Annotated in this window: 25 protein-coding genes and 1 tRNA gene; 14 read left to right on the top strand and 12 right to left on the bottom strand. The window is 58.4% G+C overall.

Going from position 1 to position 20146, the window contains the following annotated elements:
- Positions 1-322: 322 nt before the first annotated feature.
- The 4 genes from HBO09_RS07610 to HBO09_RS07595 all read right to left on the bottom strand — a co-directional run bounded on the left by HBO09_RS07610 (position 323) and on the right by HBO09_RS07595 (position 4027).
- Positions 323-3013, bottom strand: coding sequence for a bifunctional DNA primase/polymerase (locus HBO09_RS07610; RefSeq protein ID WP_170060876.1), 2691 nt, complete (start codon positions 3011-3013; stop codon positions 323-325).
- Positions 3010-3213: a TraR/DksA C4-type zinc finger protein gene (locus HBO09_RS07605; protein WP_170060875.1), complete on the bottom strand. Its 204-nt coding sequence runs from the start codon at positions 3211-3213 to the stop codon at positions 3010-3012. Before HBO09_RS07605 ends, HBO09_RS07610 begins: the two co-directional genes overlap by 4 nt.
- Positions 3206-3694 carry a phage regulatory CII family protein gene (locus HBO09_RS07600; RefSeq protein ID WP_170060874.1) on the bottom strand — a complete coding sequence of 163 codons (489 nt, stop codon included), beginning with the start codon at positions 3692-3694 and terminating at the stop codon, positions 3206-3208. Before HBO09_RS07600 ends, HBO09_RS07605 begins: the two co-directional genes overlap by 8 nt.
- 138 nt (positions 3695-3832) lie before the next feature.
- The gene (locus HBO09_RS07595) at positions 3833-4027 is read right to left on the bottom strand and encodes a hypothetical protein (RefSeq protein WP_170060873.1); all 195 of its coding nucleotides are present in this window, start codon (positions 4025-4027) and stop codon (positions 3833-3835) included.
- A gap of 96 nt (positions 4028-4123) precedes the next feature.
- Between HBO09_RS07595 and HBO09_RS07590 the strand changes: the two genes are divergently transcribed.
- The 13 genes from HBO09_RS07590 to HBO09_RS07530 all read left to right on the top strand — a co-directional run bounded on the left by HBO09_RS07590 (position 4124) and on the right by HBO09_RS07530 (position 10960).
- Positions 4124-4624: a helix-turn-helix domain-containing protein gene (locus tag HBO09_RS07590; protein WP_170060872.1), complete on the top strand. Its 501-nt coding sequence runs from the start codon at positions 4124-4126 to the stop codon at positions 4622-4624.
- Positions 4625-4824: 200 nt separating this feature from the next.
- A complete protein-coding gene (locus HBO09_RS07585) occupies positions 4825-5025 on the top strand; it encodes a hypothetical protein (RefSeq protein ID WP_170060871.1) in 201 nt (66 codons plus the stop codon).
- Positions 5022-5603, top strand: coding sequence for a deoxynucleotide monophosphate kinase (locus HBO09_RS07580; RefSeq protein ID WP_170060870.1), 582 nt, complete (start codon positions 5022-5024; stop codon positions 5601-5603). The genes HBO09_RS07585 and HBO09_RS07580 overlap by 4 nt, the downstream gene beginning before the upstream one ends.
- An 11-nt stretch (positions 5604-5614) precedes the next feature.
- Positions 5615-5890 carry a hypothetical protein gene (locus HBO09_RS07575; protein ID WP_170060869.1) on the top strand — a complete coding sequence of 92 codons (276 nt, stop codon included), beginning with the start codon at positions 5615-5617 and terminating at the stop codon, positions 5888-5890.
- A complete protein-coding gene (locus HBO09_RS07570; protein WP_170060868.1) occupies positions 5887-6264 on the top strand; it encodes a hypothetical protein in 378 nt (125 codons plus the stop codon). Before HBO09_RS07575 ends, HBO09_RS07570 begins: the two co-directional genes overlap by 4 nt.
- A complete protein-coding gene (locus HBO09_RS07565; RefSeq protein WP_032888577.1) occupies positions 6261-6503 on the top strand; it encodes a pyocin activator PrtN family protein in 243 nt (80 codons plus the stop codon). The genes HBO09_RS07570 and HBO09_RS07565 overlap by 4 nt, the downstream gene beginning before the upstream one ends.
- Positions 6504-6563: 60 nt before the next feature.
- Positions 6564-6911, top strand: coding sequence for a hypothetical protein (locus HBO09_RS07560; protein ID WP_170060867.1), 348 nt, complete (start codon positions 6564-6566; stop codon positions 6909-6911).
- A 47-nt stretch (positions 6912-6958) separates the two neighbouring features.
- On the top strand, positions 6959-7768 hold the full coding sequence (locus tag HBO09_RS07555; protein WP_170060866.1) for a DUF2303 family protein: 810 nt from the start codon (positions 6959-6961) through the stop codon (positions 7766-7768).
- A 73-nt stretch (positions 7769-7841) separates the two neighbouring features.
- Complete coding sequence (locus HBO09_RS07550) at positions 7842-8192, top strand: hypothetical protein (protein WP_170060865.1); 351 nt, start codon at positions 7842-7844, stop codon at positions 8190-8192.
- Positions 8189-8734: a phosphohydrolase gene (locus tag HBO09_RS07545; RefSeq protein ID WP_170060864.1), complete on the top strand. Its 546-nt coding sequence runs from the start codon at positions 8189-8191 to the stop codon at positions 8732-8734. Before HBO09_RS07550 ends, HBO09_RS07545 begins: the two co-directional genes overlap by 4 nt.
- The gene (locus HBO09_RS07540; protein WP_262381191.1) at positions 8731-9618 is read left to right on the top strand and encodes a phosphoadenosine phosphosulfate reductase family protein; all 888 of its coding nucleotides are present in this window, start codon (positions 8731-8733) and stop codon (positions 9616-9618) included. The genes HBO09_RS07545 and HBO09_RS07540 overlap by 4 nt, the downstream gene beginning before the upstream one ends.
- Positions 9619-9655: 37 nt before the next feature.
- The gene (locus HBO09_RS07535) at positions 9656-9892 is read left to right on the top strand and encodes a DUF4224 domain-containing protein (RefSeq protein WP_170060906.1); all 237 of its coding nucleotides are present in this window, start codon (positions 9656-9658) and stop codon (positions 9890-9892) included.
- Between the two features lie 3 nt (positions 9893-9895).
- A complete protein-coding gene (locus HBO09_RS07530) occupies positions 9896-10960 on the top strand; it encodes a tyrosine-type recombinase/integrase (protein ID WP_170060863.1) in 1065 nt (354 codons plus the stop codon).
- Positions 10961-10993: 33 nt separating this feature from the next.
- Here the strand turns inward: HBO09_RS07530 and HBO09_RS07525 are convergent, their stop codons facing one another.
- From HBO09_RS07525 to ggt, 4 genes are all read right to left on the bottom strand, one after another.
- The gene (locus tag HBO09_RS07525; RefSeq protein ID WP_170060862.1) at positions 10994-11533 is read right to left on the bottom strand and encodes a hypothetical protein; all 540 of its coding nucleotides are present in this window, start codon (positions 11531-11533) and stop codon (positions 10994-10996) included.
- A complete protein-coding gene (locus HBO09_RS07520) occupies positions 11530-12459 on the bottom strand; it encodes a hypothetical protein (protein WP_170060861.1) in 930 nt (309 codons plus the stop codon). The genes HBO09_RS07525 and HBO09_RS07520 overlap by 4 nt, the downstream gene beginning before the upstream one ends.
- Before the next feature lie 375 nt (positions 12460-12834).
- Positions 12835-12908 (bottom strand) — tRNA-Cys (locus HBO09_RS07515).
- Positions 12909-13137: 229 nt separating this feature from the next.
- Entirely contained in the window at positions 13138-14862 is a 1725-nt protein-coding gene (gene ggt, locus HBO09_RS07510; protein ID WP_169999328.1) for a gamma-glutamyltransferase, read from the bottom strand.
- Positions 14863-15007: 145 nt separating this feature from the next.
- On the opposite strand from ggt, the gene HBO09_RS07505 reads away from it, so the two are divergent.
- Positions 15008-16294 (top strand): MFS transporter, encoded by a 1287-nt coding sequence (locus tag HBO09_RS07505; RefSeq protein ID WP_169999327.1) that lies wholly within the window; start codon positions 15008-15010, stop codon positions 16292-16294.
- Between the two features lie 225 nt (positions 16295-16519).
- On the opposite strand, the gene HBO09_RS07500 is transcribed toward HBO09_RS07505, so the two are convergent.
- From HBO09_RS07500 to HBO09_RS07485, 4 genes are read right to left on the bottom strand one after another with little or no spacing between them, the layout of a single operon-like run.
- A complete protein-coding gene (locus tag HBO09_RS07500; RefSeq protein ID WP_262381190.1) occupies positions 16520-17023 on the bottom strand; it encodes a nitrous oxide reductase accessory protein NosL in 504 nt (167 codons plus the stop codon).
- A gap of 25 nt (positions 17024-17048) precedes the next feature.
- On the bottom strand, positions 17049-17879 hold the full coding sequence (locus HBO09_RS07495; protein ID WP_169998718.1) for an ABC transporter permease subunit: 831 nt from the start codon (positions 17877-17879) through the stop codon (positions 17049-17051).
- Complete coding sequence (locus tag HBO09_RS07490) at positions 17876-18787, bottom strand: ABC transporter ATP-binding protein (protein WP_169998730.1); 912 nt, start codon at positions 18785-18787, stop codon at positions 17876-17878. Before HBO09_RS07490 ends, HBO09_RS07495 begins: the two co-directional genes overlap by 4 nt.
- The gene (locus HBO09_RS07485; protein WP_169998728.1) at positions 18787-20034 is read right to left on the bottom strand and encodes a nitrous oxide reductase family maturation protein NosD; all 1248 of its coding nucleotides are present in this window, start codon (positions 20032-20034) and stop codon (positions 18787-18789) included. The genes HBO09_RS07490 and HBO09_RS07485 overlap by 1 nt, the downstream gene beginning before the upstream one ends.
- Positions 20035-20146 lie beyond the last annotated feature (112 nt).

Here is a 20146-nt window from a genome sequence, read left to right as displayed (position 1 = left end):
GCTCCCACGCTCAAAACCCAACCCGACACAAAAAACGCCATACCCAACACAAACCCAACACACCTAAAACCCTTTAAATTCAATAGCTTTAAATCAAATGTGTTGAGTGTGTTGGGTGTGTTGGGTTTAACGGTTCTCGCATAAGAAAAAAATGTTGCTGCCATGGATTCAAATAACGTCGCCCATGCGCGTGCGCGACGCCAAACCCAACACACCCAACACACAAGGCGGAAAGCCGCGAAATAGAAGGCTTCAAACTGTGTGGGGTATCGAAAACCAACCCAACACACACCCAACACACCCAACACACTTTTTGTCGGACTCATGCTGCAGCCGCCTTGATATGGTCCCAATTGTCGACGTTCCAGCCCGCTAGGCGCGCAGCCGCCCGCCAAGCAACCACCGCCTTGCCCAGGTCGGCCGAACTGACTGATGGGGGCTGGGAAGCCTGGTCATCACGCGGAAAGAAGAACGCCCCGAACTTGCGATTACTGCCGTCAGTCCAGGGGATGGCGCGGGTCTTATCCACCTCCGAGCTGATGAACAATGAGAACTTCGTCTGACTCATCACATGCTCTTTGTTGCGATGACACCACTCCAGAAACATCGCATAGAGGTCGGTCGACAAACAGGCGCCCCACATACCGCGCCCAAGCTCGCCGTATTGCCAGAGGAACAGGAAAGTCTGCCAACTGGCCCGACTCAACGCTACCAACCGCTCGCGCGCATCAGTGCTGGGTGGCCTGGTGCGCTGGTCAAAGTCCCCCAGGTTAATGGACAACAACCATGCGTACAGCGCCTCGACACCACCATTCAGCAGCTCACGGCCCACGGCCTTTTGACGCTCAACCGGCAGTGTCTCCATCGGCCACAGCACTAACATGCGCCGATCACTGGGCGCGATCGGCCAGGGCATAATCTCGTTGCTGAGGAACGCAGCATTCATGTGGTTGGCTTCCTCCCAACCGTTGATGAACTTCGACTCCATCCGCACCGTCTTGCCGGTGACCAGGTGCTTGATCTTGCCGACCTGGTTGTAACGCTGGTCGCGGCTTACGACTTCCTCAAACACTGACCACAGCTTGCGGCTTTGCCACGCGTTGAAGTTGCTTTCGAGCTGAGTCTGCCCGACCGTGGCGGCGTACTGACCGTAAAGCAGCCCGAACGCATCGGCGAACAGCAGGCTTTTGCCCGAGCCCTCCATGGTCGAGTGAGCCAGCACCGCCGTATCCATCTTGGCACCCAGGTGCTGCAACGGGTAAGCCAACCACTTCACTAGCCAATCCCGCGACGACTGATCATGGTTGCACAGGAACGAAATCAACCACCGCAGGTTCTCGCACGCCGCGTCATCGCGGTTGGGCTCCATCGGCAATCCGTCGAAGGTGTTGATATAGACGTTGGGATCCTTGGTCATCGTCGGGTCGAACACGATGTTCTCCACGTCGACCACGCGCCGCTCCGGACTGTTCAACCACATGCCGTACATATCGCCGAGGGCCATCTTTACCGCACCCTCGGCAACGCGTCGCTTTTTTTCACGGTCCCAAACATCCTTGGTCCCATCGATATATACGTAGCGCTCAATCGGCTCCAGGTTCAGCGCACCGCCCTTCTTGCCCGCCATCTTTCGGGCCTGCTCGATCTCCTTAACCTTGTCATCAGAGATCAGCTTTTTGAGGGTGTCGTCCATCCACTGTTTCGCCAACGGCTTACCGACACGGGCCTCAAACGCGGTTTTCTTCATCACTCGGGCTTTGTCGAGGTCCCACACCTGCGTGGTGCCCTCGACCAACACGTACCGCCGGAGTACTTGCTCATAGGTCAGCTGTTCCCCCGCACCCCCGTCAGCAGCAGGAGCGGCCTCACTGGGCGTGGCGACTGAGTCCTGCTCGCCCGCATCCGCCGATGGGGACGGGGGAAGATCTTGTGGGGCTGGGCGCGTGGAATGCTGCATCCCCAACATCCGAGCGGCGTCCTTCACCGCCTTCGACTGGTCACCATCGTGATCCAGCAGGCAAAACACCTCAAAGGCGTCATTCTGGTGACCATTGGCCAACGGATCCGCGCCGTGGTGCGAATAGACCTTGCGGTCGGTGACCGTCACACCTGGCAGCCCAGTGCTGCTGTGGGGATACAGCCATTTGTTACCGCGCTTGATGTAATCGTGGGCACGCAACAGCTCTTCCACATCGTGGCACCGGTTGAACTCATCAATCACCGAGGGTTTGCCGTCAGCAGCTGGAGCACGCTTGATAGGTTTCGCGGCGGGCTTCTTCGGTTTCGGCGCCCAAGGGCACGCGGCCTCGGCGTTGCGCTTGAAGACGTCCCAATTCTGCCAAATGTTCAAAAGCTCGTTGGTAAGCACCGGCAGACCATCAGCAGCATTCGGCGGAGTACGCCAGGTGTACGGCTTGCCAGTACCCGGATGGATCGATGGCGGGAATACGTCCTGCACCAGGCCCGCACGCAACTCAAACACCGTGAAGCGTTTATATTCCTCAGCCTCGGCTTTCGCTGCGGCCTCATCAGCAGTATCGCCCTGCTCTTTCGCCGCCTTCGCCCGAGCCATCAACGCCTTGTGAATCGATCCATCAGGGTCATTCTCATTGGGCCAGGAAAGCGAGTGGCGTGTCAGCTCGATGTCATCTGGCATTTTGAACAGCACGCGGAACCGTAGAGGATTGCCAACGATGGTCGGATAGACCACCGCCATCGCATCCAGATCGAGGCCCATCTGGTCAAACAGCACAAACCGCGTCCACTGCACATCGTCAACGTCCAATGAGCAAACACGGCTTGGCCCGAGCACTACGCCCAGGTTGTGGTTGGGGTTGCGTTGCCAGAATGTTTCCGCTGCAGCCGGGTCGGTGATGTAGCCGCCCGGCTTGTTCCAGCCCATGCCCTTCGGTGCCTTTTCGCCCGGGTCAATTGGGACCAGGGCAAGGTTAAAGGTTTCGATGTAGCGGCGAGCCCAGGACGCTATCGCTGTGCTGGTGGATTGCTCACTCATCGCCGCCGCTCCCGCAACCCCTGACAACTAACGCAGGTTGCACAACCCTGGATCGTCTGTTGACGAAGTAACGGGATAGGCTCGTCGCAATCCTCACAGAATTGCGCGCTGACGGAGCACGTCGGGCGCGGACGGCGCGCCAGTGCGAGCTGGCGGAAATATTCGGCTGCATCGTTGGCGATATCGATATCATCAGACATTGTCAGCGCCCTCCATCGCCTTGCGCGCACCAGCCATGATGCCCAGTACCTCACGGATAACATCCATGCCGCGCTGCTCCAGCAGGAGGACTTCGTGGGGCTCCCAGATGTTGTCGGCGGCGCCGTCGTGCATGCAGGCCACGAACTGGCCTGACTCCTCGAGCATCTTGCCGACGGCCTTCAGCGCGTCGGCAGTTGCCGGTACCGGTATTGGCTTGTACCAAACCGCACCTGCCGGCCTGACCAGCGCATCCAGTAGGCAAGGATCGCCGGTCAGCCTGATCACCTCTTCCAACTCATCAGGGTCCAGCCAGCGACGCTCTTCGTCGTGCTTAACTTTCTTCTGCAGGCTGTCGTAATCGAGCACCATATCAAGAGCCAAAGCAGTCACGCCGCCCCGGTAATCATGGGCCGCGCGGTAGATCGCTTTGCGGAGAGAAAGAACCGGCCCAGCGGCCGGTGATTGATCTGTTCGACTCATAACCGTAAATACTCCATTTACGGCCTAGCCATAGAAACGGGCACGCCCTATCCTACGACCACGACCGATGTGCATGTGCTGTGTGTCGTCGTAGCCGGTCTGGGGGATCTTTGGTGAGAGGCCCCAGACCGGCACCCTTTATGCGCTTTTCAATCGATCTGACTCGACTTCCTGCGTATAAAAATTCTCAATGGCTTTGCCCAATTCGTATCTAACGTCCGCACCATTGACAGCCCGAAAAATGGTTGGCTGTGTGGTGCCAATCTGGACGGCAATACCGCGCTGGGTATGTCCTCGGCTCAGAAGCTCTTTCAGCATTTTTTGGATATTCATCGTGGCTGCCAATGCGTTTATTCGTTTCGAATCATACGCACACGTATACACCCATGCAATAGAATACGGTCGTGTATTTTTAATGAGGGTGCCCAGATGCTTCGCAAACGAATAGCCGACCGCATGACCGAACTTGGTCTATCGCAAACGGAACTCGGGCGCCTCTCAGGCGTTCCGCAACCGACCATTCATCGCATAATGTCGGGCGAGTCGCAGAGCCCACGACAGCAGAATGTCGAAAAGATAGCCAAGGCGCTGTCCGTCACCGCAACCTGGTTATGGACCGGTAGGCAGGACTCAGTACTCATACCTCGAGAATCGATAAACACCAATGACGACAGCGTTGCTATCGCGGCCAAACGCCCGCCCAGCAAGGCAAACAAGCCAAGAACCAAGCTGGAAATTAAGGTTGTCGACGATGTAGGGAGTAAAACCTTTACGTCTCTTGAGCAAGAAAAGCTGCTCGTTCAAGCTCTCCAAGGTTTCATCCAGCAATACGTTTACGAGATCTACGACGACCAACCTGAGCTTATCGAACTGATCAGCACGTATCGCCTCTCTGAACTGAAATTCCTATTTGTCGGCCCGGCGAAGTAAATATTAGACGTCATAATTCACTCACGAAACCCTGCGTGGCCCGCCAAAACTGCCACCTACTAACTGCCCGCCTTAACCCCCTCCAAAAGAGTCAAGACCCACAACCATTCCGAAACGTATATTTTATTCGCTAACGTATTGACTGAGTCGAAACGTATGTATAGCCTCGCTCGTACTCCTCTCACCAAAGAGTACGAACCATGCAAACGACACAGCACAGCAACACCCGCTGCCCGGTCTACCTTCACCCGGCGGCGGCAACCAGCCCCGCCGCTGTAGAACGCATCCAGCGCAGCACCGGCCTTCTGGTCATCGTCAATCTGGGTCGCGCCACCGTTGCACGCGCCCCTGCAGCGGTTGCCAGCGATGACCAGGGCCCATGGGGAGGCGACGCAGCATGAAGCCTCTTCTGATTGGCCTCACTGGCCGTGCCCGCTCCGGCAAGTCGACCGCCGCCGAGCACCTGGTTGGCACTTACCTGCTGGAGCACTACGCATTCGCTGATCCGCTCCGCGATGGGCTGATGGCGATTTTCAACCTCGACCCTTCAGACTTCGAAGGCGACCGCAAGGAGCAGCCACTGGCCTGGCTGGAACGTTCGCCGCGCCAACTGATGCAGTCGATGGGCACCGAGTGGGCACGCAACACCGTGCACCCAGATGTCTGGGTGAAGCTCGCCGAACAGAACCTCGACTACATGATGAAGGCGTTGGGCGCGGTAATCGGTTTCGTCGTCAGCGACGTGCGCTTCGAAAATGAGGCCCACCTCATTCGACGCCGGGGCGGCACCGTCATCCACATCGGCCGCAACGCCGCGCAAGCGGTGAGCCCACACATCAGCGAGGCCGGGGTAACCGTTCGCCAGAACGATCTGATCCTGCGCAACAACGGCACAGTTGATGAGTTCCTGCGCTCGCTGGACGAGGTGTTCCTCATGATTCGCGAGCGCCACCAGCGCGCCGATCAGCTCTCAGCCTGAGGCCAGCAGCCATGAACCGCACCCTGGATCAAACAGCCGCTTTGCTCGGGCTCAAGCCCCGCGCCTTCCGCACCAGGTTGCGGGAACTCGGCGTGATCAATTCATCCGGCGACCTGGCCGCAGCTCACCGCGAGCGCGGCTACCTGTTTTCCGACCCGCGCAGCCGCTGGAATCCAACACTCTGCAACTACACCCACTACTCCGTAGTAATGGTCAAGGAAGCGGGTGTTGAGTGGATCGCCAAGAAGCTGGACATCTCCATCACCAAGAAGGACGCAGCAGCATGAAGACGCCGAACGCCATCAATTCCGCTGTAGGCGCCTTGAAACTGGTGCCGATGTACCTCAACCACCCAACGGTGATCAGCCGCGCCACGCTGATTGGTGCCTCGGCCGAAGCTGTCGCGCTGCTGGAGTCATTGCCCTGCGTGTCGGTCGAGTTGGCCGAAGTGTTCCGCTGCGTCGACGCAGTGATTTCTGACGGTCAAGTCGCCTACGTGACCCCGGTGAAGTGCCCGGAATACCCATACGGCGCCGTCGTCGCAGACGCCGAGGGCAACGTCCTGGCAGCGGCCAAGGGCAAGAGCAAAGAAGGTCTCGCCGAACTGATCCGCCTCAAGCTGGTGCCCCGAAAGGAGGGGCATGGGGAGGAGCGCGCGTGACCACCACCCTGGAACAACTCCGGCGCCAGTTCGCCACGCCGTGCCCAACCTTGACCGCTGTACGTGAACAGTACTTTACGCACATCCGCACCGACCGCTACCTGCTGAGCGAAATCAAGGCCGGTCGGATCGCCCTAGTGGTCAAGCGCCTGCACTGCTCGGCCCGAGCCAAGCCAGTCGTTTACCTGCACGACCTGGCCGACTACCTCGACGCCCAAGCGACGAAGCAAGCGGCCTGATTCAAACGGTAGCCCCTGCCGACCAGGGGCAAACAGCAACTCACCAATGAGGCACAGCACATGAAAGCTACCAACACCGCCGAGTTTATTGGCGAACTCAATGCCGGCGTCTTCGCCAGTCAAATCGGTCACGCCCTCTCGGAAGTCGCGGCCGGTGTCGTCGACAACAAGAAGGTCGGCACGGTCACGCTCACCTTCACCATGAAGCAGATCGCCGACAGCCATCAGGTCACCGTCAACCACAAGCTCGCCTACAAGGTACCGACCAAGCGCGGCAGCCGCAGCGAAGACACCACCCTCGACACGCCTATGCATGTCGGCTCGGGCGGCTGTCTTACGCTGTTCCCCGAAACACCTCATGCCGATCAGATGTTTTCTCGCGAAGACGCACCGATTCACGCCAAGTAGTAACGCTTCACCGCTCCATACCTCTCACCAAAACAGGAATAGATCCAATGGAAGCTCGTGCAATTCAACTCATTCAAGACACCGCCCTGCTCGCCCACGCCAAATCGTTGGGCACCTTCACGCCAGTTCTGGCGCTGCCGGCCGACGTCAAGATCCACAGTATTGAAAAGTTTCAGGAGCTGCGCAGCCGCTTCCGTGGCTCGCTGGCCACCCACTCGTTGAAAGACTTTGCGGACTATGTGATCTCCGCCAAAGGTCCAGCAGTCGCGGGCTTTGTAGACGGTGATTCGATGGCCTGTACCGTGTACTTCAACCTCGGCACCGCAACGGAGCCGGGCCATGGTGACTACACCGCAACCCTCGGCCTGAAAAAGACTGCTGCGTTCCTCGCACTTGAATGTGCAGCACAACGCCAGCACGCCCAGAAGGATCTTAGCGACTGGATCGAGGACTGGGCACCGAACCTGAAAGCCCTGGACGCTGACAACAAAGAGATTGACCTGCGCAAGGCTGCCGGCGCGATTCGCTCCATTAGCATCGAACAAGCGCGCAAGAGCGAACACGTAGTTGGCGACATGAGCGCTTCCCGTTCGGCGATGGACCAGATCGAGGCCAAGTCGTCCGAAGGTCTGCCGGCTGAATTCCTGTTCACTGTGGCCCCTTACGAAGGGCTGATCGCACGCACCATCCGCTTGCGCGTAGCCGTGCTGACTGGCGGCGATAAGCCCGCACTCCGCCTGCGCTGGATTGGCGAAGCTCAGCTGCGCGAAGACCTGGCGCAAGAGTTCAAACAAGTCGTTCAAAAAGAAGTCGGCGGTTCCGCGACCTTGACGATCGGCACCTTCAACCTGGGTTAACCACCTGCAACACCCCGCCGCCGTCCTCTCACCAAAACTGTCCGGCGGCGGGCTCTAACGAGGCATACAGCACATGCAAATCGAAACTTACATCATCGTCGCCGGCCTGCTCGCGGGCTGGATTGCAACCGCTTTCTTCCTGGTCAAAACGAGCAAGAAAGCCTTTGCGCGCGGCTTTGATCGTGGCGTCAACCTGGCCCGCGAGCAGCATGCCGCTTCGCCAGCCTGCACCATCGCGGACCACGAACTGATGACGAAGATCACCACGTCGCTGGGACTGGCCGTGGAAACCTGGCAAGCGTTCCCCGGGACAGAAATCATGGTCGCCAGGGTGAACAAGCAACGCCGACAGCTGACCGCCTTCGCCGCGAAGATGTGGTTAGCGGCCTATCCTGCACCACTCAATGCGGAGGATGCAGCATGACCTGGATCCTCACCCAAAGCGGCCAGCAGTTCGACCTGCTGCGTCCGACCGCATCCATGATCAAGCCGGTGGATATCGCGCACGCCCTGTCGCGCTTGTGCCGATTCAACGGGCACACCCGCGCTCACTACAGCGTGGCGCAGCACAGCCTGATTGTTGCCAGCCTGGTACCTGTCGAACACCAGCTGGTGGCGCTGCTGCACGACGCGACCGAGGCCTACATCGGTGACATGACGCGCCCGCTCAAAGCGGTGATGCCTGAATACCAGTACGTCGAACATCAAATCTGGCTCGCGGTTTGCGATCGCTTCGACATTCAGATCGATCTGCCTGCCTGCGTTAAAGAAGCTGACATGGTGGCCCTAGCCACCGAGCGACGCGACCTGATGCCAGAGCACCCCGGCGAGTGGAATTGCCTGCGCGGCATAGAGCCAATGGCGGATGCCATCGTCCCACTGCCAGCGGAATACGCCTCAGCGGCGTTCTTCTCGCGCCTGATGGAACTGATGCAGAGCAATCATCGCCGGAGGCACGCGGCATGACCATGAACTGCTCAGCCCTACAGGTCGCACGACACTACTCATTATCAGGCGCCACTGTGGTTAGTTTCTCAGGCGGACGCACCAGCGCTTACATGCTTCACCAGGTGCTGGAGAACAACCACGACTTGAGCGATCTGGTCGTCACCTTCGCCAACACCGGGAAGGAACACCCAGCCACCCTTGAGTTCGTTCGGGAATGCGCCGAGCGTTGGGCGGTGTCGATTGTCTGGCTCGAGTTCCGCGACGATGACGCGGGGTTTGCGGTGGTGGATTACGCCACCGCCAGCCGCCAAGGTGAGCCTTTCGAGGCGCTGATACGCAAACGGAAATACCTTCCAAACCCGGTCACCCGGTTCTGCACCATCGACCTCAAGATCAGAATAATCCACAAGTACCTGCGCAGCCTGGGCCTTTCAACCGAGGAGGCCCCGATAGACATGATGACAGGCATCCGTGCCGACGAGCCGCGCCGGGTGGTGAAGATCCGGCACCGCAAAAGCACCACCGAAAGCAAGTGGGCCACGATGGTTATGCCTCTTGCTGATGCTGGTGTCGGCGTACAGGACGTGACTGGCTTCTGGGCAAGCCAGCCGTTCGACCTGATGTTGCCGACTATCAACGGCCGAACCCTTGAAGGTAACTGCGACCTTTGCTTCCTCAAGGGTGCCAAGCAGGTCTATTCGATCATAGCCAGCGACCGCCACAAAGCCGCTTGGTGGGCTCGGATGGAAAGCGAAGTGGTATCCGGCGGCAAGTTCACCGGTGACGGCGCCCGCTTCCGCTTCGACCGACCCGGCTATCAGCAAATGATCGACTACTCCGACACTCAATTCGACATGTTCGCCGACCACGACGAAGCGATCGCCTGCTTCTGTGGCGACTGAGGGACTTGCCATGAACAACAGTACTTCCCACAACAAGATGGAATTCCAAAGCGAGACCCTGGCCGACGAAGAGCTGGCCACCATCACCGGCTATCAAATCCCGTCCAAGCAAATTCAGTGGTTGACCGAAAACCAATGGGAGCATGTTCTGACCGGTTCCCGTCGCCCGATCGTGGGCCGGGTGTATGCCCGAATGAAGTTGGCTGGTGTCACCCCGTCTGCAGTCAATCCAACGGCCGAAACCTGGTCGCTTGATCTTGCGAACGTGAGCTGATCAATGCGCCGGAAAAATGCAGCCAACCTGGATCTACCACCGCGGATGATCCGCCGTAACGCCGTCCTCAAGAGCGGAAAAATTTGGACGGGGTATTACTACAATGGCAGGGACGCCAACGGCAAGCGCAAAGAGATTCCACTGGGCGGCGATCTAGACCAGGCCAAAGTGGAATGGGCCAGGCTGGAGCGGCGAGCGCCCCCGAAGCCCTGCCATCTGTTGGGCTCTCTGTTCGACAGGTACGTGAAAGAGATCATCCCTACTAAGGGCTTGCGCACCCAGTCCGACAACATGAAGGAACTCAAACAGCTCAGGAAAGCGTTTGAAAAAGCCCCCATTGATTCGATCACACCCCAGGTGGTTGCGCAGTACCGGGACGCCAGGACAGCAAAAGTCAGGGCCAACCGTGAAATCGCGCTGCTATCGCACATGTTCACGATCGCCCGCGAATGGGGTCTGACTAACAACGCCAACCCGTGCTTCGGTGTTCGGCGCAACAAGGAAAAACCTCGGGACTATTACGCCGGCGATATTGTCTGGAATGCGGTGTACACCGAAGCCGTGCAGGAACTCAAGGACGCCATGGACCTGGCCTATCTGACAGGACAGCGCCCGGCCGATGTGCTCAAGGTAGCCACCACCGACCTGAACGCCGGCTTCTTGATGATCAAGCAGGGAAAAACCGAAAAGAAACTACGCCTTCGCCTGGAAGACGCCGGCGTGCAATCCGCGCTGAGCGCCTTCATCGATGACCTGCAGGAACGTCGCGCGCTCAACGGCATAAAAACATCTAGGCTGATCACAAATACGTCCGGTCTACGGATGAGCCAGCAGATGCTGCGTAACCGCTGGGATGAAGCTCGCGAGAAAGCCGCTATCAAAGCAGGCGCCGACGGAGACTCGGCTTTGGCCATACTGATCCGCCAGTTCCAGTTCAAGGACATCCGGCCTAAAGCCGCCAGCGAGATCGAACTTACGCACGCCAGCCGCTTACTCGGCCACTCCACTGAGGAGATGACCAAGAAGGTATATCGAAGGGTAGGCGAAATTGTAAATCCCACGATGTGAAGAGTGCACCGCGCTGACGTATAAGCGAGTACGTTAAATTGTCAGCATCGCGTGCATTCTTTTCACGATCATAACAATAGTTAGCAAGAGATTAGCCGTCACAAATATAACTAAAGGCGTGATCAGATACTTAGCATAACTAAAGTGAATAACTGCATCCCCGGCTCCGAATTCGTGCACCAGTTTAAACACTACGGAATGCACAAAACACAATGCCACTAGCACTATAGAACTCAATATTGAAAAACAGATATTGTAGTACAACTGACCAAGAAGCTCTTTTTTTGGAGAATACAAAGTATCCGTTTGCTTATTCGCCTCCAACTTGCTTTCCTGATCATATACAAGCACCAATACCGACAACAGCAACGCGGTGAAAATCGCACCAAAATTTACAAGCATAGAGGATACATCTTTATTTAAATTATAGCCTGCTAACAAACCAAGTCCCGCAACTAAACCAGGCACAAGAAAAAAGGTAATATAATCGCCTATCGATCTTTTACCCTCCGGATCAGAAAGAGTTGCAATATGCCCTAAAAAAATTTCGGTGACATTGACTTTGCTACTCATACTTTCACCCCCATCTTAGGATAAAGCGCGTCTGCCAGGTCCTGCAAAACTATAGTACACCATTTATGCAGAGAGCTTCCGACAGGGTTCCCTGCAATGAAATCCACATCCTCTTCGTCGATGGCAATTTCGCAAACCTGCTCGTCTGCCGGTCGACCAATCGTGAAAGTCCGGCGCTTACCTCCCAGCTCAACCACTACCTTCACGTGTGCGCACATTGGTGACAGGTACTCCACAACCTTATACTTATCGCTATTGGGATCTAAGTAATCCTTGAACAGACCTAAGGATGAACGACTTGGCGGCTTAATAATTAATTGTTGCTCTTTGTGTCCTAATTTTTTTATCTGATCAGTCAGATCACTCATGCCTTCAAATTTCGTCAGTCTTATCTCTTTCGCCGCAGCTTTTTCCCAGCTTACAAACGCTTTCTTGTAGGCTAAAGGATTCATTTGTAAATTTAGCTTAGTAATTCTTACAAACTCAACACGAAGCAATTCATGAAGAAGCGTTTTTATTCCCGCTCCTTTGAAGCTATGAAGCAGGGCGATACCCTCATTAAAACCAGAGGGTACAAAAAATCTAACGTAGTGCCTTATTATCTCCGCATTCTCTTGCGTCTTCTGGTAGTCCACGTTGCCTGTTTTTATATCTATAATATCATTTTTGACACCATAGCTTCCGACTTCGAACCAGCCAGCGACTTGCCGCTTTGCCGGATCCGCCGCCATGCCTTTGAATCTGTAAACCTGTTTGGTATCTTCTGCAATTACAAACTTATCATCAACCCTCTTGAAATAGTCCTCTAGAATTTTAAAGGCATCATAGGCACCAACTTTATCAAGTTTAGAATATCTATCCTCGATCTTAATAGCGGTGCTGTTCGGGTCAAAAAAACGTATGGAGTATGGAGCGATTGCATGCATAACTGACATCCCTGTTTATGTCCGCTCTGTGGCAGGATCAATTTCAATAAGCCTAACTACAACCCTGTTCCGTCCGTGTGGCCCGCGCTCTCACGTCTAGACAAAGGGGCATTGATGCTGCCGCGTGAGCTTATGCTGGCACTGTGACTACCGCAACATGAATCAATCTTCAAGCACGCATCAGGAGCAAGTCAGTCGCCACTGACCTCCTCCAAAATGATTGTCGGCAATGCCTGTGCCAGACTCGGCGGAAGCTGGCTTATCACCTACCGAAAACACACAGGTTGCGGAAACGATCCTAAAAGTTGCGGAAACGATCCCAAATCACAGGCAATAAAAAACCCCGTAGACCATTGATCTACGGGGCTTTAAGAGTGGAGGCCGAGGTCGGAATCGAACCGGCGTAGGCGGATTTGCAATCCGCTGCATAACCATTTTGCTACTCGGCCTCAAACGATCAATGCCAACACAACCGACATTCACCGCATATAAACTTGAGTGGGCTATGTGAAGCTTGCCTCTACTCTATCTCATTGAAAACATTGAAGTTTTTTATGACTCAGTGCGTTCAATGGCGGCAATTATGTACTCATTTGCCGAGGCTGGCAACCCCTTGATTTCAAAAAATATTCTTCTGTGAAGCAGAGCAGAGGCGGCTGGCCCCTGCCCTGTCTACGCTTAGTAGCCCAATGACAGCCCGGTATTGCGCCGTGGGTCGTTGGCGCCGTAGAAACGGTTGTTGCCCACGGGTTTGCCGTCCAGGGATGGGGCGCCGACGAGGATGGCGGCCAGGTGGTTGGCGTCTTGGGGGCCGGCGAATTTGTGGCCCCAGCTTTCGAGGATTTTCTGGGTGTCGGGGCTCAGGGCGAAGGTCTCGAGGTTGGTGCTGTCGGGCATCCACTGTTGGTGGAAGCGCGGGGCGTTGACGGCTTCCTGGATGTTCATTTTGTAGTCGATGACGTTGAGGATGGTCAGCAAGGTGGCGGTGATGATGCGGCTGCCGCCCGGTGTGCCGATGACCATCACGGCCTTGCCGTCTTTGGTGACGATGGTCGGGCTCATGGACGACAGTGGCGCCTTGCCTGGAGCAATGGCGTTGGCTTCGCCCTGGACCAGCCCGTACATGTTGGGCACGCCGACTTTGACGGTGAAGTCATCCATTTCGTCGTTGAGGATCACCCCTGTCTTGCTGGCCATGACGCCAGCGCCGAACCAGTCGTTGAGGGTGTAGGTCACCGACACCGCGTTGCCCCATTTGTCGACGATGGAGTAATGGGTGGTGTTGCTGCCTTCATGGGGCGCGACGCCGGGCTTGATGGCCATGGAGTCGCCAGCCTTTTGCGGCTCGATGGCGGCGCGCAGTTTGGCGGCGTAGTTCTTGTCCAGCAGGTGTTCCACTGGGTTCTGTACAAAGTCCGGGTCGCCCAGGTAGCTGTTGCGGTCGACGTAGGCATGGCGCATGGCTTCGATCTGGTAATGGGTGCCCTGGGCCGAGCCGTAGCCCAGTTCGGCCATGGGGTAGCCTTCGAGGATGTTCATGATCTGGCAGATCACCAGGCCGCCCGAACTGGGTGGCGGCGCCGAGACTACGTGGTAGCCGCGATAGTCACACTCGATAGGCGCCAGTTCGCGGGTCTGGTATTTGTCCAGGTCGGCCTGGGCGATGATGCCCTTGCCTGCCTGGCTGGAGTCGACGATGGCCTTGGCCACCCAACCTTTGTAGAAGCCATCGGTGCCTTTGGCGGAAATTTCCCGCAGGGTGCGGGCCAGGTCTTTTTGCACCAGTTTCTGCCCGACCTGCAGTGGCTCACCCTTGTTGAGGAAGATGCCACGCAGGTCCTGGTCTTTTTTGAACTCTTCGGTGGCGCTGTGCAGCATGTCGATATCGCCCTGATCGAGGGCAAAACCGTCTTCCGCCAGCTTGATCGCCGGCGCAATCACTTGGGCGCGCTTGAGGGTCCCGTATTTGCTCAGAGCCAGTTCCATGCCGGAGACGGTGCCGGGCACGCCGACTGCCAGGTGGCCCTTGGCGCTCAGGCCAGGGACGACGTTGCCGTCCTTGTCCAGGTACATGTCGGCGGTGGCCGCCAAGGGGGCTTTTTCGCGGAAGTCGAGGAAGGTCTTGCGCCCGTCCGCCAGTTGCACGGTCATGAACCCACCGCCCCCCAGGTTGCCCGCTGCCGGATAGACCACCGCCAGGGCGTAACCCACGGCGACGGCCGCATCCACGGCGTTGCCGCCGGCCTTCAACACATCGACACCCACATGGGTCGCCAAATGCTGGGCCGTCACCACCATGCCGTTTTCACCGGCCACCGGGGCCTGGGAGGCCGCCTGCACACCGCTGAATGTCAGGACCAGGGCCGTCGCGATCAAGGTTCGGGTAAAGGGTTGGTAGTTCATCCGTGGATACTCTGTTTTATTAGAAGCGTTAAACGTAGCTTCTTTCGCACACCAACCCCAGTCAGTTGGCGCGTTTCAGACAGAGCTTGTCGGTGACGGAATGCTATATTCGCCCCGCCCAACTCAATGCCCATGAGACTCACCGATGCCCACGGTCGCCGACCCGATCCACGCGCTGTACCGCAAGATCACCTGGAAGTTGATTCCCTTCCTGTGTTTCTGCTACCTGGCCGCCTATCTGGACCGGATCAACATCGGTTTTGCCAAGTTGCAAATGCAAGACCAGTTGCAGTTCAGCGAAACCGCCTTCGGCCTGGGCGCCGGCCTGTTTTTTGTCGGCTATATCCTGTTTGAAGTGCCGAGCAACCTGATCCTGGAGCGTGTCGGCGCGCGGATCTGGATTGCCCGCATCATGATCACCTGGGGCCTGCTCTCGGCCTGCACGTTGCTGGTCACCTCCACCACCCAGTTCTATGTCCTGCGGTTTTTGCTGGGCGTCGCCGAGGCCGGGTTCCTGCCGGGGGTGTTGTATTACCTGACCACCTGGTTCCCCACCCATCGCCGGGGGCGGGTGATTGCGCTCTTTATGATCGGCCTGCCGCTGTCCAGTGTGATTGGCGGGCCGTTGTCCGGCTGGATCATGAGTCACTTCGACCAACTGGGCGGCCTGCGTGGCTGGCAATGGCTGTTCCTGCTTGAAGCACTGCCCAGCGTGCTGTTGGGAGTGCTGGCGTTTTGGGCGCTGCCCAATACCTATCACCAGGCCAAATGGTTGTCTGGCGCTGAAAAGACCTTGCTGCAACAGCAACTGCACGCCGATGCCAGCCAGGCCAGCCACAGCCCGCGGCGCTTTCGTGATGGGTTCTTCAACCTCAAGGTGTGGATGCTCGGCGGGATCGATTTTTCGATCCTGCTCAGTGCCTATGCCATGGGTTTCTGGATGCCGACCCTGATCCGCAACGCGGGGATCAGCGACACCTTCCATATCGGCCTGCTCACCGCCCTGCCCAGCATCGCCGCGCTGGCCGGCATGCTGCTGATCGGCGCCAGTTCCGACAAATACCGTGAGCGCCGCTGGCACATTATCGTGCCGTTTCTGGTGGGCGCCGTGGCCATGGCCAGCAGCACGTTCTTCACCCATAACGTGGTCGCCACCGTGGCCCTGTTTGCCGTGGCTTCGGCGGCGATCCTTGGCGCGGTGCCGGTGTTTTTCGCCTTGCCGGCAACCTTCCTCACCGGCACCGCGGCAGCCACCGGTTTTGCTCTGGCCTGCTCCCTGGCGAACATCGCCGGTTTGGTCAGCAACTCGTTGATGGGCCTGGCTATCGACGTGACTGGCAGCAGCGCCGGGGCGATGTGGTTCTTTGCCGCCAGCCTGGTGCTCAGTTGTTTGCTGGTGATCGCCTTGCCGGCGAAGTTGGTCAACCGTTAAGGCAGTACCGCACGTCCCTATATGAGCTGACGAACTCCCCCTGTGGCGAGCGGGCTTGCCCCGCGTTGGGCTGCGAAGCAGCCCCAATAAGCCCGCCGCATTTCTCCAGATAAACCGCGATGGCCGGGTTTAGGGCTGCTTCGCAACCCAACGCGGGGCAAGCCCGCTCGCCACAACAGCCGTATCTGCTCACAACAGCGGTATTTGCTTGGGTTGGGATCAGTATCAATGTCCGCTATGGGACATGCCTGCCGGCTGTTGTAGCAACGCCAGGTCGATCTCCTCAAAGCGCAGCACCCGCCCGCCGGTATCCGCCGCGACTTTCTGTGCCACCGCCTGCTCGGCAAACGTGGCCAGCACCACGCCCATGGCGCCCTTGAGCCCGGTGCCGAGCACGTAGTACGCCGTCCTGGCGTCGATCAGATGGGCATCATCCGGGGTGTCCCAATGACTGCGCCCCATGTCATGCACATACAGCTTTGACTGGGCGTGATGGTTTTCCGGCTGCAACCACCAGCCGAGCATTTCTGCGGTCGAGCAAAACTTCTGTGCCGCGCCCTGCTCCACCACCTGGCCCTTGGGCCCTGGGAATTCGCTGATCACCATCCCGCACACATGGCATTCATCGGCTGGATGAAACGCCACCGGCCCATCACCTACGCCCGCCTCCACCGGCTTGTCACACCCGACCAACAGCAGGCTCAACAGCAATACCAACCCGATTTTCATGCTCATCTGCTCCACTAATAAAAACTCAGGCTGCGCGCCGCCCAAACAGCCAATAGGCCCAGGCCAGCGGCCCTACGACCCATAAAGCCAGGCACAACCACAACACCGCCGTCGGCACTGCCAGGTCGCCCGCCAACGCCATCACGCCCACCGACGCCGGGCCGGTATCGAAGCCCGACAGGTTGATCAGCCGGTACACATCCGCCGGGTTGAACAGCAATAGCCAGGGCAGCAGCGTCGGGCTGAACTGGCCCTCGCTGATGACCAGCAGCGCCAGCAACGCCAGGTCGAACACCAGGACAAAAAAGAACCACACGCCCAGGGCCAGCCCGGCCGCCGTGGACTTCTCTGCCGAAACGCTGCTCAACACATACGCCAGCCCCAGAAAGCCCCAGCCGAGCAAGGTCGACGTCAGCATGAATCGACCAAAGGCCCAAAGCAGCAGGCTGAACTCGACGTGATCCACCAGCAACGCAATGGCGAGCATGGCGCAACCAAATCCAATAAAGGTCGCCAGGGCCAGGATCAACCCATGCCCCACGAATTTGCCCAGCAGGATCTGCCCGCGCCCCAGGGGGTAGGTGAGCAACAGCAGCAAGGTGCCGCTTTCGTCCTCGCCGACAATCGCGTCATAGGCCAGCAACAACGCAATCAACGGCATCAGAAAGGTCGCCAGGCTCGCCAGGCTGGCGATGGTCGCCGGGATCGAGGTAAAGCCCAGTTGCCCGGACGCCGCCGCACCTAGCCAGGCAATGCCGATGGCCAACACCGCAAACAACAGGCTGATCGCTAACAACCAGCGATTGCGCAGGCCATCGCTGAATTCCTTGCGGGCAATGTTCCAGATCGGCGTCATAGGGCACGCTCCGCAGGGCTGTCCATGTAATGGCGGTACAGGTCTTCCAGGGACGGCACGACGATTTCCACATCGCTGGGGCTTTCCTGGTCGAGCAACTGACGCAACAGGTCCAGCTTGTTGCCATTGAACGCAGCCACTTGCAGGCCCTCCGCGCCCCAGCGCCGGGTCACGTGGCCGGCCTCGCTCCAGCGTTTTTGCAAGAGCGCCGCGCGTTGCAGGCCACTGCTGCGGATCAGGGTCGGCAGCCCGGCTTCTTCGCGCAACGCCGCCAGGGTGCCGAGGGCCAGCAGGCGGCCCTGGGTGAGGATCGCGGCGCGGTTGATATGTGCTTCCACGCCCGGCAGCACATGGGAGCAAAGGATGATGCTGGTGCCCTGCCCGCGCAGGCGGTCGAGCAAGCGATACAAATCCTGGGTGGCGATCGGGTCGAGGCCCACGGTGGGCTCGTCCAGCAGCAGCAAGCGTGGTTCGCCAAGCAGCGCCTGGGCCAGGCCGAGGCGCTGGCGCATGCCCTTGGAATAGGTCTTGACCCGCCGCCGCGCCGCCGCTGTCAGGCCAACATCTTCCAGCAGCGTCGCGACCTGGCTCATCGGCGCGCCCTTGAGCCGGGCAAAATGCTGCAAGGTCTCCAGGCCGCTGAGTTGCGGGTAGAAGGTCACGTTTTCCGGTAGATACCCGAGCATCTGCCGCACTTGGGGATCGCTGGGCGCCCGGCCAAACACCCGCACCTGGCCGCTGCTTGCCTGCAACAAACCAAGGATCAGCTTCATGCTGGTGGTCTTGCCCGCGCCGTTATGGCCGAACAGGCCCAGCACCTCTCCCGGCGCCAGGCTCAGGTGCAAGTCATGCAGCACAGTGGCGTGCCCATAACGCTGGGTCACGCCTTGGATTTCGACGACAGGCATCATGCGGGCTCCTTGAGCAGGGAAAGCGTGGGGTCTTTCATCAGCGGATGGCTGTCCATTACCCCCGGCGACTTGATCACCGGAAACGCCCGTTGCACCCAGCGCAGCAACTCGATGCCGGGGCTGTTCATCAACAGGCGCACCTGGGGATACAGCCACAGCAGGCGGTCGACGTTATCGTTGGGCTCGTAGGCCACATCCCCCAGGCCATCGCTGTTGCGGTCCCAGCCCAGGTAGTCGCTCCAGTAATTGCCCCGGCCATCCGCCGACCACTCCTGCAAACGTGTGGCCACGTACTTGACCTGGCGCTGGTTGCCGACAAAGGCGTTGCCGGCAATCCGGTTGTCTTCGGAGCCGGCCGTGAGGTGAATGCCCACCGCACTGCGCCCGAAGTGGTTGTGTTCGATGCTGTTGAACAGCGAGTTATAGATAAACAGTGCCTTGCCTTCGGCACCGGTGATCATGGTGTCGCCCGTGGTGCCGTCGCGCACATCGTTGACCACGTTGTCGCGCAGGGTGGAATAGGTGATGTAGTTCATCAGGATCCCGTAGTTCTGGTCCTCTTCCGAGCGATTGCCGATCACCGTCAGCTTGCGGCTTTGCATCAAGGCGTAGCCGGTACGGGTGCGGCGGGTGATGTTGTCGAGCACCTGGTTGTCGTTGGCGAACATGTAGTGGATGCCATAGCGCAGGTCTTCCAGCGTGTTGCCTTGCAGCAGGTTGCCATTGGAGGTGTCGATGTAGATGCCGTCGCGGGCGTCGCGCACCTGGTTGCCAATCACCCGCGCGCCCTTGACCGCATACAGGTGGATGCCATTGCCCCGGTCCTGGGAGCGCATGGTGGGGTCGCCCTGGATCTGGTTGTCGATCACGCTCACATCCTCCGTGCCATCGACCCACACGCCAAAACCCTGGCCGCGCATGTCGTTGCCCTTGATCAAGGTGCCGTGGGCCTTGGGTTGGATGAAGATCGCCGCGTTCATTGCGGTGAGGTCATGGCCCCAGTCGAGGAAGGTGCAGCCCTCGACGGTGACGTCGGCAGCGCTGATCAGCAAGCCGTTGCCCAAGCCCTGGCTGTGGATCACCGCACCGGGTTCGCAGGTGATTTGCAGGGGTTGGTCGATGCTGAAAGAGCCCTGGTAATCGCCGGCGGGCAGGCGCCAGTGCTGCGGGCCTGCGGCTACCAACGGTAAGTCGGTGATGGGCAGTAAAGCGGCGCTGGCGGTGGCCGAAAATAGCAGCCACACACACCCGATCAATAACGTGCGGGGTCGAGCCACGGAGTATTCCTTTTGATCAAAACAGATCCCCTGTGAAAGCGGGCTTATTGTGGCGAGCGGGCTGCTGTGGCGAGCGGGC

The organism is Pseudomonas sp. WS 5027, assembly GCF_012985695.1.
In the GTDB taxonomy this organism is placed as follows: Bacteria; Pseudomonadota; Gammaproteobacteria; order Pseudomonadales; family Pseudomonadaceae; genus Aquipseudomonas; species Aquipseudomonas hygromyciniae.
Note: the sequence above shows the minus strand (reverse complement) of the source record. Positions and strands in the feature narration are given on the sequence as shown.

Coding starts and splice junctions, on each gene's coding strand:
- HBO09_RS07610 (WP_170060876.1), bottom strand. CDS start 3,013: ATGAGTGAGCAATCCACCAGCACAGCGATAGCGTCCTGGGCTCGCCGC.
- HBO09_RS07605 (WP_170060875.1), bottom strand. CDS start 3,213: ATGTCTGATGATATCGATATCGCCAACGATGCAGCCGAATATTTCCGC.
- HBO09_RS07600 (WP_170060874.1), bottom strand. CDS start 3,694: ATGAGTCGAACAGATCAATCACCGGCCGCTGGGCCGGTTCTTTCTCTC.
- HBO09_RS07595 (WP_170060873.1), bottom strand. CDS start 4,027: ATGAATATCCAAAAAATGCTGAAAGAGCTTCTGAGCCGAGGACATACC.
- HBO09_RS07590 (WP_170060872.1), top strand. CDS start 4,124: ATGCTTCGCAAACGAATAGCCGACCGCATGACCGAACTTGGTCTATCG.
- HBO09_RS07585 (WP_170060871.1), top strand. CDS start 4,825: ATGCAAACGACACAGCACAGCAACACCCGCTGCCCGGTCTACCTTCAC.
- HBO09_RS07580 (WP_170060870.1), top strand. CDS start 5,022: ATGAAGCCTCTTCTGATTGGCCTCACTGGCCGTGCCCGCTCCGGCAAG.
- HBO09_RS07575 (WP_170060869.1), top strand. CDS start 5,615: ATGAACCGCACCCTGGATCAAACAGCCGCTTTGCTCGGGCTCAAGCCC.
- HBO09_RS07570 (WP_170060868.1), top strand. CDS start 5,887: ATGAAGACGCCGAACGCCATCAATTCCGCTGTAGGCGCCTTGAAACTG.
- HBO09_RS07560 (WP_170060867.1), top strand. CDS start 6,564: ATGAAAGCTACCAACACCGCCGAGTTTATTGGCGAACTCAATGCCGGC.
- HBO09_RS07555 (WP_170060866.1), top strand. CDS start 6,959: ATGGAAGCTCGTGCAATTCAACTCATTCAAGACACCGCCCTGCTCGCC.
- HBO09_RS07550 (WP_170060865.1), top strand. CDS start 7,842: ATGCAAATCGAAACTTACATCATCGTCGCCGGCCTGCTCGCGGGCTGG.
- HBO09_RS07545 (WP_170060864.1), top strand. CDS start 8,189: ATGACCTGGATCCTCACCCAAAGCGGCCAGCAGTTCGACCTGCTGCGT.
- HBO09_RS07540 (WP_262381191.1), top strand. CDS start 8,731: ATGACCATGAACTGCTCAGCCCTACAGGTCGCACGACACTACTCATTA.
- HBO09_RS07535 (WP_170060906.1), top strand. CDS start 9,656: ATGGAATTCCAAAGCGAGACCCTGGCCGACGAAGAGCTGGCCACCATC.
- HBO09_RS07530 (WP_170060863.1), top strand. CDS start 9,896: ATGCGCCGGAAAAATGCAGCCAACCTGGATCTACCACCGCGGATGATC.
- HBO09_RS07525 (WP_170060862.1), bottom strand. CDS start 11,533: ATGAGTAGCAAAGTCAATGTCACCGAAATTTTTTTAGGGCATATTGCA.
- HBO09_RS07520 (WP_170060861.1), bottom strand. CDS start 12,459: ATGCATGCAATCGCTCCATACTCCATACGTTTTTTTGACCCGAACAGC.
- ggt (WP_169999328.1), bottom strand. CDS start 14,862: ATGAACTACCAACCCTTTACCCGAACCTTGATCGCGACGGCCCTGGTC.
- HBO09_RS07505 (WP_169999327.1), top strand. CDS start 15,008: ATGCCCACGGTCGCCGACCCGATCCACGCGCTGTACCGCAAGATCACC.
- HBO09_RS07500 (WP_262381190.1), bottom strand. CDS start 17,023: ATGAAAATCGGGTTGGTATTGCTGTTGAGCCTGCTGTTGGTCGGGTGT.
- HBO09_RS07495 (WP_169998718.1), bottom strand. CDS start 17,879: ATGACGCCGATCTGGAACATTGCCCGCAAGGAATTCAGCGATGGCCTG.
- HBO09_RS07490 (WP_169998730.1), bottom strand. CDS start 18,787: ATGCCTGTCGTCGAAATCCAAGGCGTGACCCAGCGTTATGGGCACGCC.